Here is a 13,775-nt window from a genome sequence, read left to right as displayed (position 1 = left end):
AAAGGCAATGGGATAATCACCGGCCTATGAGTATCACCATTAAAACGGCCCCGGAAATCGACGCTATGCGCCGGGCTTGCCGTCTGGCCTCCGAAGTGCTGGACTACATTGCCCCCCATATCCAGCCCGGTATCACCACACTTGAAATCGACCGCCTAGGCGCCGAGTGCATGGCCCGCCAAGGCACGCGCTCAGCCACCATTGGCTACCAACCGCCAGGCTACCCTGCCTATCCAGCGTCGCTGTGCACTTCGGTCAACCATGTAGTCTGCCACGGTATCCCCAACGACAAACCCCTGAAAAAGGGCGACATCGTGAATGTGGACGTGACCGTGATTACCGATGATGGTTGGTATGGTGACAGCAGCCGCATGTACCTGATTGGCGATTGTTCGATTGCTGCCAAGCGCCTGTGCGCCCTGACCTACGAGGCCATGTGGTTGGGCATTTTGCAGGTCAAGCCCGGCGCCCGTTTGGGCGACATTGGCCATGCCATCCAGAAATTTGCCGAAAGCCACGGCCTGTCGGTAGTGCGTGAGTTTTGCGGCCACGGCATTGGGCAAAAATTTCACGAAGAACCCCAGGTGCTGCACTATGGCCGCCCTGGCACCCTAGAAGAACTCAAGCCTGGCATGATTTTCACCATTGAGCCGATGCTCAACGCGGGCAAGCGTGACATCAAAGAACTGGGCAATGATGGCTGGACGATCATCACCAAAGACCGCAGCTTGTCGGCACAATGGGAGCATACCGTGCTCGTCACCCCCACTGGCTACGAAGTGCTGACGCTGTCCGCAGGCTATCCGGCCCTGCCCCATTTCGTTCAGGCCACGGCCACCTGAGTGCCTCCTCGCACAGTTCTTGCATGGTCTGGCCCTTGTTGTTTCTTCCCGAATACTTGCCATGACCGAACTGCAAGCCCTGCGCGACACTTACCGCCGTCAGAAAGCCGAGCTGCTGGCCTCCCTGACAGCCTCACAAGCCTCCACGCGCGGCATCCATGCCCACCTGCGTACCTTGGCGCGCATTGCAGGCAATTTGCTCTCACAGTTGTGGCAACGGGCCGCCCTGCCCGAAAGCATGGCTTTGATAGCTGTGGGTGGCTTTGGCAGAGGCGAATTGTTTCCGCATTCGGATGTGGATGTGCTGTTGTTACTGCCCGACAGCCACACCGCCATAGCCCAGCGCCAAGCCATTGAAGGTTTTATCAGCAGCTGCTGGGATGTAGGGCTAGAAATTGGCTCCAGCGTGCGCACGGTGGCCGAATGCACCACCGAGGCGGCGCAAGATGTGACCGTACAAACCTCCTTATTGGAGGCCAGGCTACTGTGTGGCAACGTGGCACTGTTTACCGAGTTTGAGCAGCAATACCGCGCCCACCTCGACCCCAAAGCCTTTCTGATTGCCAAAACGCTGGAGATGCGCCAGCGCCACAACAAATACGACAACACACCGTACGCGCTGGAGCCCAATTGCAAAGAATCGCCCGGCAGCCTGCGTGATCTGCAAACGGTGCTCTGGGTAGCGCGTGCTGCAGGGCTAGGCCACAGCTGGCAAGAACTGGCCCGTAGCGGGCTGGCAACGCCATTTGAGCTGCGCCAATTGGTGCGTAACGAAGCCCTGCTATCGCTAGTGCGAGCACGTCTGCATACCATTGCTGGGCGGCGCGAAGATCGGCTGGTGTTTGATCTGCAAACCGCTGTAGCCGAATCGTTTGGCTACCGCTCTGAAGCGCCCGATGGCAGTGGCCTGCCACTGCGCGCCAGCGAAACCCTGATGCGCCGCTACTACTGGGCAGCCAAGGCTGTCACGCAGTTGTGCCAAATCTTGCTGCTCAACATCGAAGAACGTCTCAACCCCTCTGACCACGCCCCACGCCCCATCAACAACCGCTTTCTGGACAAAGCTGGGATGATTGAGGTGGTCAGCGACGACCTGTACCAACACGACCCGCACGCCATCCTCGAAACCTTCTTGCTCTACCAAACCTCTGCCGGTTTGCAGCACCTGTCGGCCCGCACCTTGCGGGCGCTATACCGGGCGCGCAGCGTCATGGATGGCGCTTTCCGCCGAGACCCAGTCAACCGGGCGGCTTTTTTGCGTATCCTGCAACAGCCTGAGGGCATCACCCATGCCATGCGCCTGATGAACCAAACCTCCGTGCTTGGGCGCTATCTCTGGTCGTTCCGACGCATCGTTGGGCAAATGCAGCACGACCTGTTCCATGTCTATACCGTAGACCAGCATATCCTGATGGTGTTGCGCAATGTACGGCGCTTCTTCATGGCCGACCATGCCCACGAATACCCGTTTTGTTCACAATTGGCGGCTGGCTGGGACAAACCCTGGACACTCTATGTGGCGGCATTGTTTCATGACATTGGCAAAGGTCGCGGAGGAGACCACTCCCAGATTGGTGCCGTAGTAGCACGGCGCTTTTGCCGCCAACACGGCGTGGCCCGCGAAGATGCCCAACTGATTGAGTTTTTAGTGCGCGAACACCTGACCATGAGTCAAGTGGCACAAAAACAAGATCTGAGCGACCCCGACATCATTGCCGCATTTGCGCGGCGCGTAGGCAACGAACGCTACCTTACAGCACTGTACCTGCTCACGGTGGCAGATATTCGGGGCACCAGCCCCAAAGTCTGGAATGCTTGGAAAGGCAAACTACTGGAGGACTTGTACCGCGCCACTTTGCGCACCTTGGGTGGACGGGCACCCGATGCCGCAGCCGAAATTGAGGCACGCAAACGCGAAGCACTGGTCATGCTGGCCTTGGTCGCCCAACCGTTTGAATCGCACAAAAAACTCTGGGAAACATTGGACGTGAGCTACTTCATGCGCCACGAAGCCTCTGACATTGCCTGGCATACCCGACACCTCTCACGCCACGTTGGCACGGCCCATCCGGTAGTACGGGCACGCCAATCCTTGGCAGGTGAGGGGCTGCAAGTGGCAGTCTATGCACCAGACCAGCCCGACCTGTTCGCCCGTATTTGCGGTTATTTTGACCGGGCAGGTTTTAGCATTCTGGACGCACGGGTACACACTGCCCGCAATGGCTACGCACTCGACACCTTCCAAGTGGTCACGGCCTCGCTACCGGGTCACTACCGGGAGTTGACCCACATGGTAGAAAACGACCTGACCCACACCCTGGAGGCCAGTGGCCCTCTGCCCGAGCCCGGTCGCAGACGCCTGTCACGCCGCGCCAAAAGTTTCCCGATTGCCCCCCGCGTTACGCTGCACCCTGATGAAAAAGCACAACGCTGGTTGTTGGCCATCTCGGCCAGCGACAGGGCCGGTCTGCTCTATCTGGTGGCCCGCGTACTGGCACGGCACCAACTGAATGTGCAACTCGCCAAAGTCAGCACCTTGGGAGAACGGGTAGAAGACACCTTTCTGGTTGAAGGCCCCGAACTCCAACACAGCGCCCGCCAAATTGCCATTGAGACCGAACTCATTCAAGCACTATCGGACTGAAACTCCATGAAAAAACGGCCCGCAGGCCGTTTTTTCATGCTCTGTGCAATGTGCTGTTACGCAAAATTGGCTTCAGCAAACTTCCAGTTCACCAACTTGTCCAAGAATGTTTCGACAAACTTGGGGCGCAGATTGCGGTAATCAATGTAGTAGGCATGTTCCCACACATCCACTGTCAGCAGGGCTTTGTCTTCAGTGGTCAGGGGAGTGCCTGCGGCGCCAGTATTGACGATATCGACAGAACCATCGGCTTTCTTCACCAGCCACGTCCAACCCGAACCAAAGTTGCCCACCGCCGATTTCACAAAGGCTTCCTTGAAGGCAGCATAGCTACCCCACTTGGCATGGATGGCTTGGGCCAGCGCGCCGGTGGGCTCACCACCACCATTGGGGGCCATGCAGTTCCAGAAGAAAGTGTGGTTCCAAATTTGGGCTGCGTTGTTGTAAATACCTCCTGAAGACTTCTTGACGATCTCTTCCAGCGTCAGGCTCTCGAACTCCGTGCCCTTTTGCAAATTGTTCAGGTTGACCACATAGGCGTTATGGTGCTTGCCGTGGTGGAACTCCAAGGTTTCCTGGCTGTAGTGGGGAGCCAAGGCATCAATTGCATAAGGCAGTGGAGGCAGGGTGTGTTCCATGGGGTTTTCCTTCGTGGGTGGTTCAAACAATGCCGCACAGTCCTGTGCGGACTACAACAGCAACGGCACATTGTAGGAAGGAATCTCTATTCAAGCCGAGAGCATGCTAGAGTGGCACAAAATCTATGGGCTTACTCAGACGGTTGGGTGGCTCTTTTTTTCCTGCCCCTTAGGAATCGCTGCACCATGCTGAAAAAGTTTTCTACCCTCCTGCTCACTGGCAAGGCCGCCACGCTGCCCTTTCTGATGCAACAGGCCCATGCACTAACGCCCACCTATACCGATATCGTCACGACCCAAGTCACGCAGGTGGAGTTGCCCATCCTGAACAAAGTGCGGCTTGACAGCTTGGGCAACAGCACCTACCACGGCGCAGCCACCCTGTGCGACGATACAGGTGTGCCCAACGCACTGTCTCTGGTCGTAACGGGCCTGAAAGACAAAGATGTGCTGTATGTCGTCACTTCCACCAACACTGGCGGCAATGAAATTCTCAACGCCAAAATCAAGGTGGGTCTGGCCGGTTTGAAGGTGCCTGTTGCCACCGGCGTAACCGCGCCTGCCAACGGTACGGTCGCCCTGACAATTCCACTGGATTTGGGTGCCTTGGGATACTCCCTGACACGAGGCAACTCCTTCTATCTGCAAACCATTGTCCTGCCTGAAGGCAGCTATGAAAATGGTTTCCCAGTGTGGGCCAATGCCCGCGTCTCCGAACTTGATCAGATCAGCGTCAATACCTGTGCCAGCACCTACGGCGGCCCCACCTACTGATTCTGTCTTGCGAACTCCTTCTACCCCCGCAGCAGACCACCTGTTCCACTATCAAGGTGTGTCCTGCTTGGTGCGGGCACTGGAAGGAGCAGACATACTGCAACTTTATCCACGGCCCGAAGTGGCGGCGGCCTTGGCCGCTTACCGTCCGTCATACCAACACCAAGAACATCCCCTGCAAGACTGGGTGCAGCGCCTGCAGTGGTTGGCCCAGCTAGATCCTCCGGTAGAGCGCGAAGCACTGGTGTTGCATCGGCGCACCCATACCCCGCTGGGCTTTCTAGCGTTCAGTGCAGTAGACCTCTACAACGCCAAAGCGGAAGCATCGGTGGCGTTTTTTCGTGGTCAAGGCAGCCGTCCTGCGTTAGAGGCCGTGCATTGGCTGCTCCACACCGCCTTCACCGACTTGCCGTTTCACAAACTGGTGTTTTGCGTACACCCTGGCAACCGCTCTGCCATCCAGTTTCTGGCAGGCCTAGGCATTGCGCGAGAAGCCGTGTTGCGAGAAGAATTGCGCACGGCCAATGGCCAACGCACTGATTTATGGCGTTATGCCCTGCTTCGACCAGAATGGCTGGGCAGTTTGGCCCAATCGCGACTGCAACGTTTAGCCCCCTTGCGATCCTCCCCCTAACAGAGACCTGCGTATGCGCTTGCTGGTGCTGGCTCCCCACCCCGATGACGAGTTGTTGGGGTGTGCAGCCCTGATCATGAACACCCTCAATCAGGGGGGTGTGGTCAAGGTAGTCGTTATTACCAATGGCGGGTTGGGGGGTGATCCGCAAATACGGCAACAAGAATTACAAGCCGGACTGGCCGTACTGCAAGCCCCCCCAGCGCAATGCTGGGAGCACCAAGATGGTGCCTTACCCCTGAATCAGGCCATACAGGAACGTTACCGCGCCTTGGTCAGTGCCTATCACCCCACCGATATTGCACTACCGGCACCGAGTGAATCCCATCCAGACCACCGTCGCCTGACACGAGGGGTGGTGGCTGCCCTGACCCAGCACTGGTCGGGTGAATTGTGGTTTTATGAAACCACCAGCCCGCTACCGTACCCCAACCACATCGAGCCCTTACTGCTCGAACGCAAACTCCAGGCGCTGGCCTGCCACGCTTCCCAACAGGCACAGTATGACTACCAAGCCCATACGCAGGGTCTGGCGACCTTGCGTGGTGCGGCGATTGCAGCGCCACATGGTGAAGCCTATGTCCGTTATATGTGGGACGGTAGCGAACAAAATTTTTTTGAAAATCGCCCCTTGGTCTCAGTCGTGGTACGGGCCGATGATCCCGCTCTATTAGCGGTAGCCCTGCTCAGTCTGGCCGAACAGAGTTACGACCAATTAGAAGTGGTGGTGGTTTGGCATGGGAGCACTTGGCCCACAGAGGGGCCAACCACTGTACCGATACGTGTGGTGCAAGGGCCAGGGCCGCGTGCGGCCAACCTCAATGCAGGCATAGCGGCAGCACAAGGCGAATATCTCGCCTTTCTCGATCAAGACGATGTCTGGCTCCCAGACCATCTGGCACTGCTAGTGACCGAACTAGAGGCTGCCCCGCTGCTGGATCTGGCCTATGGCGACTACCGTCTGGCCACTTGCGACTACCAAAAAGGCAAGGTGCAAGTACTCGATACAGGAGAGCCGCTAGGCCAAGATTGGCGGGCAGGCCGTCTACTGGCAGGCAACCACATCCCCCTGCACAGCTATGTCTGCCGCACACGACTGGCACAACGCCTCAGGTTCGATGAAGCACTAGAGGCCTATGAAGATTGGGACTTCTTGGTTCGTGCCGAACTCGAAGGTTGCACCTTCAGGCGGGTTCCGGAGCTGGTGTGCGAATACCGCCAATATCCCAAGCCGGGTGAAAAAGCAGATCTGCAAACCCAACATGAACGCAAAGGCTATCTGGTTTGGCGCCAAGCTGTGTTGCGCAAAATTGTGGAACGTCTCTCATTGGCAAGCCTCGAACGCCTCGTCAATCTGGTGGATGCCTTGGAGTCAGAACGAAACACTGCCCAAAAACGCGCCCAAGAGCACGCCACCCAAGCCCAGCGCAGCCAGCAAGCACTGCAGCATGGGCAAAATACCCTCACGCAGTTGCACCGTTGGGCTGATTTGTTAGCGCCTGGGTCTATCGCCAGCTCTAGCCTCAGCCGTCTGGTGGGCCAAGCCTTTCAAGCGGGCCCGACCTTTGCCATCATCCTGCCAGTTTGTGATCCGGCCCCCGAATTTTTGACCGAGGCTGTGCACTCGGTACTGCAACAAACGTACCCGCACTGGCAACTCTGTATCGCTGATGACGCCAGCACCCACCCCCCGGTGCTGGCGCTACTGGAGCAACTCAAGAACTTGGCCGCGCAAGATCCACGTCTGCGCATCCAGCACCGTCCCCAACGGGGGGGTATTGTGGCGGCCTCGCAAACAGCCATCGCCTTGGCACAGGCCGACTGGGTGGCCTTTCTGGATCACGACGACCGGCTCGATCCCGATGCCTTATTGGAAATGGCGGGCTGTATCCGCAGCCATCCAGATCTTGAATGCCTTTATACCGACAGCAGAATGATCGACCGCAACGGCGCATTGCTGCACACCTACCACAAGCCAGACTGGGCACCAGAAACCCTGCTGCACCTCAATTACATCAATCATTTGACCGCTGTACGCCATGACGTGCTCACACAGGTAGGTGGGCTACGCGAAGGCTTGGATGGCAGTCAGGACTGGGATTTGTGGTTGCGTCTGGCAGCACGGCCCCAGTTGCAAGTCAGACACATCGCCCTGCCACTGTACGACTGGCGGGCCACTGAGACCTCGGTAGCCTATGCAGTATCGGCCAAACCCTATGTGCTAGAAGCGGCCTGCCGCAGCGTTTCGCTCCATCTACAAAACCAAGGCTTACAACACGTCCACAGCCAGCCCGCCAAACAAGGTGCGGGCTTGCGTCACCAATGGGAAGCTCCACTAGAACCCCTCACGGTCGTGATCCTGACCCACCACAACCCAGAGGACTTGGCACGACTATTGACTTCGCTACAGCAGCAAGATTACCCCTCGCTGCAAGTGCTACTGGTATGCAACAACGTTTCAGCAGATGACCACGCCACCGCACAACTGGTGGCGTTAGCACAGCACCAAACCGGATGGCGCGTTCTGTACGACAACCGCCCCTTCAACTGGGCTGCACTCAACAACACAGCAGCCCGCCATGCCATCACGCCTTGGCTACTGTTCCTCAACGACGATGTAGAACTCAAAGCGCCCACCACCCTGACCCAACTGGCCCGTTATCTAACCCTAGACACAGGCATCGGTATTGTTGGTGCCCGTTTGGAATATGACCCACAAGACGGCGGCGGCCTACAACACGATGGCATCGCCACCGACGTTGGCTGGGGCGCACGCAATATCGTGGATGAACGCGATGGCAAAGGCCTGAATATTCCGCGCAATGTCTCTGCGGTCACGGGTGCCTGCCTACTCACCCGGCGCACCGTTTTTGATGCCTGTGGCGGATTTGATGAACGATTTGCCGTATCTTTCAACGATGTGGACTTCAACCTGCATGTCCGCCAACTCGGTTGGCGGGTGGTGCAGGCCAGCGATGTCACCTGCATTCACCGTGAATCACGCACCCGTGGCGTCATGAACACCGATGCCCAGCGCACACAACTCCAGCAAGAATCCCAACTTTTGCGGGATAAATGGAAAGACTTCTTGCAAGAGACCTACCGTCTGCACTACCAAATGCGCTATGCCGGAACCCACATCATTGCGATGAACCATGACTAAATCTCCGCTGGCCCGTTGCACAGTGCGCGCCATGACCGAGTCCGACTGGCCTGCGGTACAGGCGGGGTTCATGCACAGCTTTGTGACACACCGCCCCCCCCAAGTCTGGGCTTGGCGTTATCAGTGGCACCAACCACATCAGGCAGGCTGGCGGGGCTGGATCAGTCAAGCACCCGATGGCACCGTGGCTGCCTTTTTCGGCGCCACGGTGCATCGTTGCTGGATACAAGGGCAAGAGCAGCCCTTACTGATAGCACGCGACAATTACAGTCACCCGTTATGGCGCCACCACTCCGGAGCTAGCCGACAAGGGCTGTTTGTTTCCACAGAACAGGCGTTTCATGCCGCTGGTGCTCAAGAGGCACTCCTGTGTATGGGGATAGGACTCGATCGACGGGCACGCCTGAGCACGTTACTGAATGTTTGCACCCCATACCACAAGGGCCATTGGTGGCGCCAATCTCTACCAACTCCATCCCCACAAGAACATGGCTATGCCATCCAGGTTCTACCCACACAATTTGCCGAACCGACCTGGAACACTCTGTGGGCACAATACCGTCAGGGTCTACGCATCTCACTGGTACGTGATCGTGAATTCTTGGCTTGGCGTTTCGATGATCGCCAAGGACAACCTTATTGGCGTTTTGCATTGTGGTCTATCACCTCTGCTGCGCCTGTAGGCTTTGTGGTTCTGACCCCCACCGAACCAGGACGGGCCATCCTCGTGGATCTGGTGCTCCCTCAAGCGCCCCAGGCTGTGCGTGATGCTTGGCTCCAAATAACCCGCTGGCTACGAGACCGTGGCATCTCCCACCTAGACACCTTTATCGGACAAGCCTGCCCCGCACACCCATGGTTGCCCTTGCTTGGCTTTACACCCGTGGCCCCGCCACTGCCTGTGCAACCCGTGTACCGCTGCTACACGCCACTGGATTTTGACAACGACTACCCCTTTACTCTGGCAGACAGCGATCTTTATTGAACTGCCTATTTTTTCATCAACCTGTCACTTTCACGCAGTGATGCGGGCTAGCAAGGTGGCAGGTAAAGGTTTTCCACAACCTTGTCCACAGAGAATGTGGATGACCCAGTGCAGCAGACGGGCCACGCCAGAATGAAGGCAAGCTAGGAGATAATCGCCGTTTCCTTACCCGAGCGGAGAGAGAACATTGTTGTCGATCATACAAGCCGCAGGCTGGCCCATCTGGCCTTTGATTGCCTGTTCCGTTCTGGCGCTGGCGCTGATTATTGAGCGTTTTGTCACCTTACGCACAGCGCGCATCACCCCCCCACAATTGCTCCAAGAAGCCATGACGGTCTCTAGCAGCGGTGTTCCTAGCCCAGACGTGGTGGCCCAATTGGCACAGAACTCTGCACTGGGCGAAGTGCTGGCCAGTGGGCTACAAGCCATCAACACCAATCCTCGTTGCACTGAAACCGATCTGCGCGCCACCATGGAAGGCACCGGCCGTGCAGTGGCTCACCGATTAGAAAAATACCTCAGTGCGCTAGCCACTATTGCCTCAGCAGCTCCCTTGCTGGGTCTGTTGGGCACCGTCATTGGCATGATCGAAATTTTCGGCTCACAAGTCGATGCAGGCGGACTCGGACAAACCATCAGCAGCGGCAACCCAGCCCGGTTGGCACATGGTATCTCTGTGGCTCTGTACAACACAGCCTTCGGGTTGATCGTGGCCATTCCTGCACTGATTTTCTGGCGCTATTTTCGCGCCCGTGTGGATGCCTATCTGCTCACGCTCGAGTTGTCGGCAGATCAGTTTGTGCGCCACCTAATGCAATTGCGCAAATGAACTTCCGCCCGCGCCAGAAAGAAGAACCGGAGATCAACCTGATCCCGTTCATCGACGTACTGCTGGTGATTCTCATCTTCCTGATGCTGACCACCACCTACAGCAAGTTCACCGAGATGCAACTAACGCTGCCTGTGGCTGACACCGAACAAATGCGTGATCGGCCCAAAGAAATCATCGTCGCCGTAGCCGCTGATGGTCGCTATGCTGTCAATAAAATGGCCGTGACTGGCAAAGGCGTAGACCCTATGGCTAGCGCCTTGCGCGATGCTGCCAAAGGGCAGTCGGGCAGCATTATCGTCATCAGTGCCGATGCCACAGCCCCTCACCAAGCCGTCATCACCGTGATGGAGGCAGCACGCCGTGCTGGGCTAACGCAAATCACCTTTGCCACCCAATCGTCAGCCAGTACAGGGGCGGCCAATCCCTGACGTACACCCAAAGGCAGGCTTCCTTCAATCATGTCTGAAGCTGCATTGCGCCGCCTATGGCACCATCGCCACTGGGGTGCCAGGCTCTTATGGCCCTTGTCCCTGCTTTATGGGCTGCTGGCGCGTGGGCGACAAATCCTCTACCACTGGCGTTGGCTACCCACACAACATCCGGGGGTGCCCGTCATTGTGGTGGGTAATGTGATTGCTGGGGGTGCGGGCAAAACGCCAGTGGTCATGGCCGTTGTCCGCCATCTGCAAAACCAAGGCTGGCATCCTGGTGTAGTCTCACGCGGCTATGGCCGTCATAGCCATGACTGTCGTAGCGTCCAAGCTGATAGCCACCCAGACGATGTGGGTGACGAGCCTCTGCTGTTGGCACAAACCTGCAACGTGCCAGTGGCCGTTGCCCCGCAACGCATAGATGCTGCCCGCCATTTGCGAGCACATCACCCCGAGATCAACATCATCGTTTGTGATGACGGGCTACAACACTGGGCTTTAGCGCGTGATGTCGAGATCTGTGTTTTCAACGAAGACGGAATCGGCAATGCTTGGTTGCTCCCAGCTGGCCCCCTGCGCGAACCTTGGCCCCGTGCCGTCGATTTGGTGGTACATGCTGGGCCTCCTCCCGTCAGTAATGCCCCCACCTTTGCCCTGAAACGCCAACTGGCTCCTTGGGCCATACGTGTTGATGGCACCCGAGTGCCCTTGTGCACGTTGCAAGACCAACCATTGGTAGCAGTAGCAGCCATTGCCCGACCCGAACATTTTTTTGCCATGCTGGCAACCCAAGGGCTACAGCTAAACCGCACTGTGGCCCTGCCCGACCATTTCAACTTCGAGGGTTGGCAATGTCCCACTCCGGCTAATCAACCCCTGCTGTGTACAGAAAAAGATGCCATCAAGCTCTGGCGCCACCACCCAGAGGCACTGGCTGTGCCATTACAAGTAGAGATAGCCCCCGAATTTTTTATGGCACTCGACGCCCATCTGGCCCGCACACTATCATCACGCCCTTCCCCTTGCCATTGAGCCTTGCACCACCATGGACCCGAAACTGCTTGAACTGCTGGTTTGCCCCGTCACCAAAGGCCCGCTCATCTACGACCGTGAATACCAAGAACTGATCTCGCGCAGTGCCCGGTTGGCTTACCCGGTACGCGATGGCATTCCAGTCTTGCTGGAAGACGAGTCGCGCCCCCTGAGTGATGACGAACTAGAACACTGGGCATCTTTGGCATGACGTCCGGCACTACTGACTTCACCGTGCTGATTCCGGCACGGATGGCCTCCAGCCGCCTGCCCAATAAACCACTGGCAGATATTGCAGGCCTACCGATGGTCGTGCGGGTAGCCCAACGTGCAGCACAAAGTGGCGCTCTGCGTACCGTGGTGGCAACCGACGATGTCCGCATCCAGCAAGCCTGTGCCAACCACGGCATCGAATCTATCCTCACGCAGCCCCATCATGCCAATGGCAGCGACCGCTTGGCCGAGGCCTGCGCACTACTGGAGCTGTCCGGAAATGATGTGGTGGTCAATGTGCAGGGCGATGAACCATTAATAGATCCCCTGCTGATTGCTGCCGTGGCAGCACTACTGCACCAGCACCCCAGCGCCAGCATGGGCACCGCTGCCCACCCCATTAGCACCTTGGCCGACTACACCAACCCCAATATCGTCAAGGTGGTGTTAGATGCTCACCATATGGCACAGTACTTCAGCCGTGCCCCCATTCCCCATGCCCGCGATCTGGCAGGCACTGCGTGGTGGGATGGCCGGGCCGCCCAGAGCCACACCAACATCGCCGCCCTGACAGGCTTTGCACCACTGCGCCATATTGGCCTCTACAGCTATCGGGCAGGCTTTCTGCGCCAGTTTCCACAACTGGCACCCGCCCCCACCGAAGCCCTTGAGGCTCTAGAACAATTGCGCACCCTCTGGCATGGACACCGCATTGCAGTCCATGTCACGGCCACTGCTCCCGGCCCTGGTGTAGACACCCCCGAAGACTTAGAGCGGGTACGGGCCTTGCTGGCGTAAGCCCGACCACAGGCAGTGCATGCTATCCTTGCCCGCTGACAAGAACGCTGCGCCCAGAACATTTCCGGTCAGCGGCGGCCATCCATTTCCACATCCAGAGGACTTTCCATGAGACTGATTCTGCTCGGCGCACCCGGCGCTGGAAAAGGCACGCAAGCCACTTTCATTTGCCAGAAATATGGCATTCCACAAATCTCTACTGGCGACATGTTGCGTGCCGCTGTCAAGGCAGGTACGCCACTGGGTATTCAAGCCAAGGCCGTGATGGATGCTGGCGGCTTGGTCAGTGACGACTTGATCATCAACTTGGTCAAAGAGCGTATCACCCAGCCCGACTGTGCCAACGGCTTCCTGTTCGATGGCTTTCCACGCACCATTCCTCAAGCCGATGCCATGAAGGCTGCCGGCGTCAAGCTCGACTATGTACTCGAAATTGACGTGCCCTTTGACGCCATCATTGAGCGCATGGGTGGCCGCCGCTCGCACCCCGCATCGGGCCGCACTTACCACGTCAAGTTCAACCCACCCAAGGTGGAAGGCCAAGATGACGTCACCGGGGAGCCACTGGTACAACGCGATGACGACAAAGAAGAAACCGTCAAGAAACGCTTAGACGTCTACAGCGCCCAAACCCGTCCGTTGGTAGACTACTATAGCCAGTGGGCTACCCAAGAGCCAGAAGCAGCGCCCAAATACCGCGCCATCAGTGGCACGGGCACCGTAGAAGACATCACTGCCCGCGCTTTTACAGCATTGGCCAGCTGATCATCTGTCCGTGCTGTCCGGTGC

At 57.6% G+C, this 13,775-nt stretch carries 13 protein-coding genes; 12 read left to right on the top strand and 1 reads right to left on the bottom strand.

The genetic code is table 11. From position 1 onward, the window contains the following. Positions 1-26 precede the first annotated feature (26 nt). Together map and ACFO6X_RS02890 are read left to right on the top strand one after the other, a co-directional pair. Positions 27-842 carry a type I methionyl aminopeptidase gene (map, locus tag ACFO6X_RS02895; RefSeq protein ID WP_382429894.1) on the top strand — a complete coding sequence of 272 codons (816 nt, stop codon included), beginning with the start codon at positions 27-29 and terminating at the stop codon, positions 840-842. Between the two features lie 61 nt (positions 843-903). Further along, complete coding sequence (locus tag ACFO6X_RS02890) at positions 904-3,486, top strand: [protein-PII] uridylyltransferase (protein ID WP_382429892.1); 2,583 nt, start codon at positions 904-906, stop codon at positions 3,484-3,486. 56 nt (positions 3,487-3,542) lie between these two features. Here the strand turns inward: ACFO6X_RS02890 and ACFO6X_RS02885 are convergent, their stop codons facing one another. After that, positions 3,543-4,124: a Fe-Mn family superoxide dismutase gene (locus ACFO6X_RS02885; RefSeq protein WP_382429890.1), complete on the bottom strand. Its 582-nt coding sequence runs from the start codon at positions 4,122-4,124 to the stop codon at positions 3,543-3,545. A gap of 186 nt (positions 4,125-4,310) precedes the next feature. Between ACFO6X_RS02885 and ACFO6X_RS02880 the strand changes: the two genes are divergently transcribed. The 10 genes from ACFO6X_RS02880 (at position 4,311) to adk (ending at position 13,751) form a co-directional block, all read left to right on the top strand. Further along, positions 4,311-4,898: a hypothetical protein gene (locus ACFO6X_RS02880; RefSeq protein WP_382429888.1), complete on the top strand. Its 588-nt coding sequence runs from the start codon at positions 4,311-4,313 to the stop codon at positions 4,896-4,898. Between the two features lie 7 nt (positions 4,899-4,905). After that, positions 4,906-5,532 carry a GNAT family N-acetyltransferase gene (locus tag ACFO6X_RS02875; RefSeq protein WP_382429886.1) on the top strand — a complete coding sequence of 209 codons (627 nt, stop codon included), beginning with the start codon at positions 4,906-4,908 and terminating at the stop codon, positions 5,530-5,532. A 13-nt stretch (positions 5,533-5,545) separates the two neighbouring features. After that, positions 5,546-8,695: a glycosyltransferase gene (locus tag ACFO6X_RS02870; protein WP_382429884.1), complete on the top strand. Its 3,150-nt coding sequence runs from the start codon at positions 5,546-5,548 to the stop codon at positions 8,693-8,695. Further along, positions 8,688-9,680, top strand: coding sequence for a hypothetical protein (locus tag ACFO6X_RS02865; RefSeq protein ID WP_382429882.1), 993 nt, complete (start codon positions 8,688-8,690; stop codon positions 9,678-9,680). The genes ACFO6X_RS02870 and ACFO6X_RS02865 overlap by 8 nt, the downstream gene beginning before the upstream one ends. Before the next feature lie 187 nt (positions 9,681-9,867). Further along, positions 9,868-10,509, top strand: coding sequence for a MotA/TolQ/ExbB proton channel family protein (locus ACFO6X_RS02860; protein ID WP_382429880.1), 642 nt, complete (start codon positions 9,868-9,870; stop codon positions 10,507-10,509). After that, positions 10,506-10,940: an ExbD/TolR family protein gene (locus ACFO6X_RS02855; protein WP_382429878.1), complete on the top strand. Its 435-nt coding sequence runs from the start codon at positions 10,506-10,508 to the stop codon at positions 10,938-10,940. Before ACFO6X_RS02860 ends, ACFO6X_RS02855 begins: the two co-directional genes overlap by 4 nt. A gap of 30 nt (positions 10,941-10,970) precedes the next feature. Then, a complete protein-coding gene (lpxK, locus tag ACFO6X_RS02850; protein WP_382429876.1) occupies positions 10,971-11,975 on the top strand; it encodes a tetraacyldisaccharide 4'-kinase in 1,005 nt (334 codons plus the stop codon). Positions 11,976-11,988: 13 nt separating this feature from the next. Then, positions 11,989-12,186: a Trm112 family protein gene (locus tag ACFO6X_RS02845; RefSeq protein WP_382429874.1), complete on the top strand. Its 198-nt coding sequence runs from the start codon at positions 11,989-11,991 to the stop codon at positions 12,184-12,186. Continuing rightward, on the top strand, positions 12,183-12,986 hold the full coding sequence (gene kdsB, locus ACFO6X_RS02840; protein WP_382429872.1) for a 3-deoxy-manno-octulosonate cytidylyltransferase: 804 nt from the start codon (positions 12,183-12,185) through the stop codon (positions 12,984-12,986). Before ACFO6X_RS02845 ends, kdsB begins: the two co-directional genes overlap by 4 nt. Positions 12,987-13,094: 108 nt before the next feature. Beyond that, positions 13,095-13,751 carry an adenylate kinase gene (adk, locus tag ACFO6X_RS02835; RefSeq protein ID WP_382429870.1) on the top strand — a complete coding sequence of 219 codons (657 nt, stop codon included), beginning with the start codon at positions 13,095-13,097 and terminating at the stop codon, positions 13,749-13,751. Positions 13,752-13,775: the final 24 nt, after the last annotated feature.

The organism is Giesbergeria sinuosa (assembly GCF_042652905.1).
In the GTDB taxonomy this organism is placed as follows: Bacteria; Pseudomonadota; Gammaproteobacteria; order Burkholderiales; family Burkholderiaceae_C; genus Simplicispira; species Simplicispira sinuosa.
The sequence above is the reverse complement of the archived record's forward strand: the minus strand, read 5'-3'. Positions and strand labels throughout refer to the sequence as shown.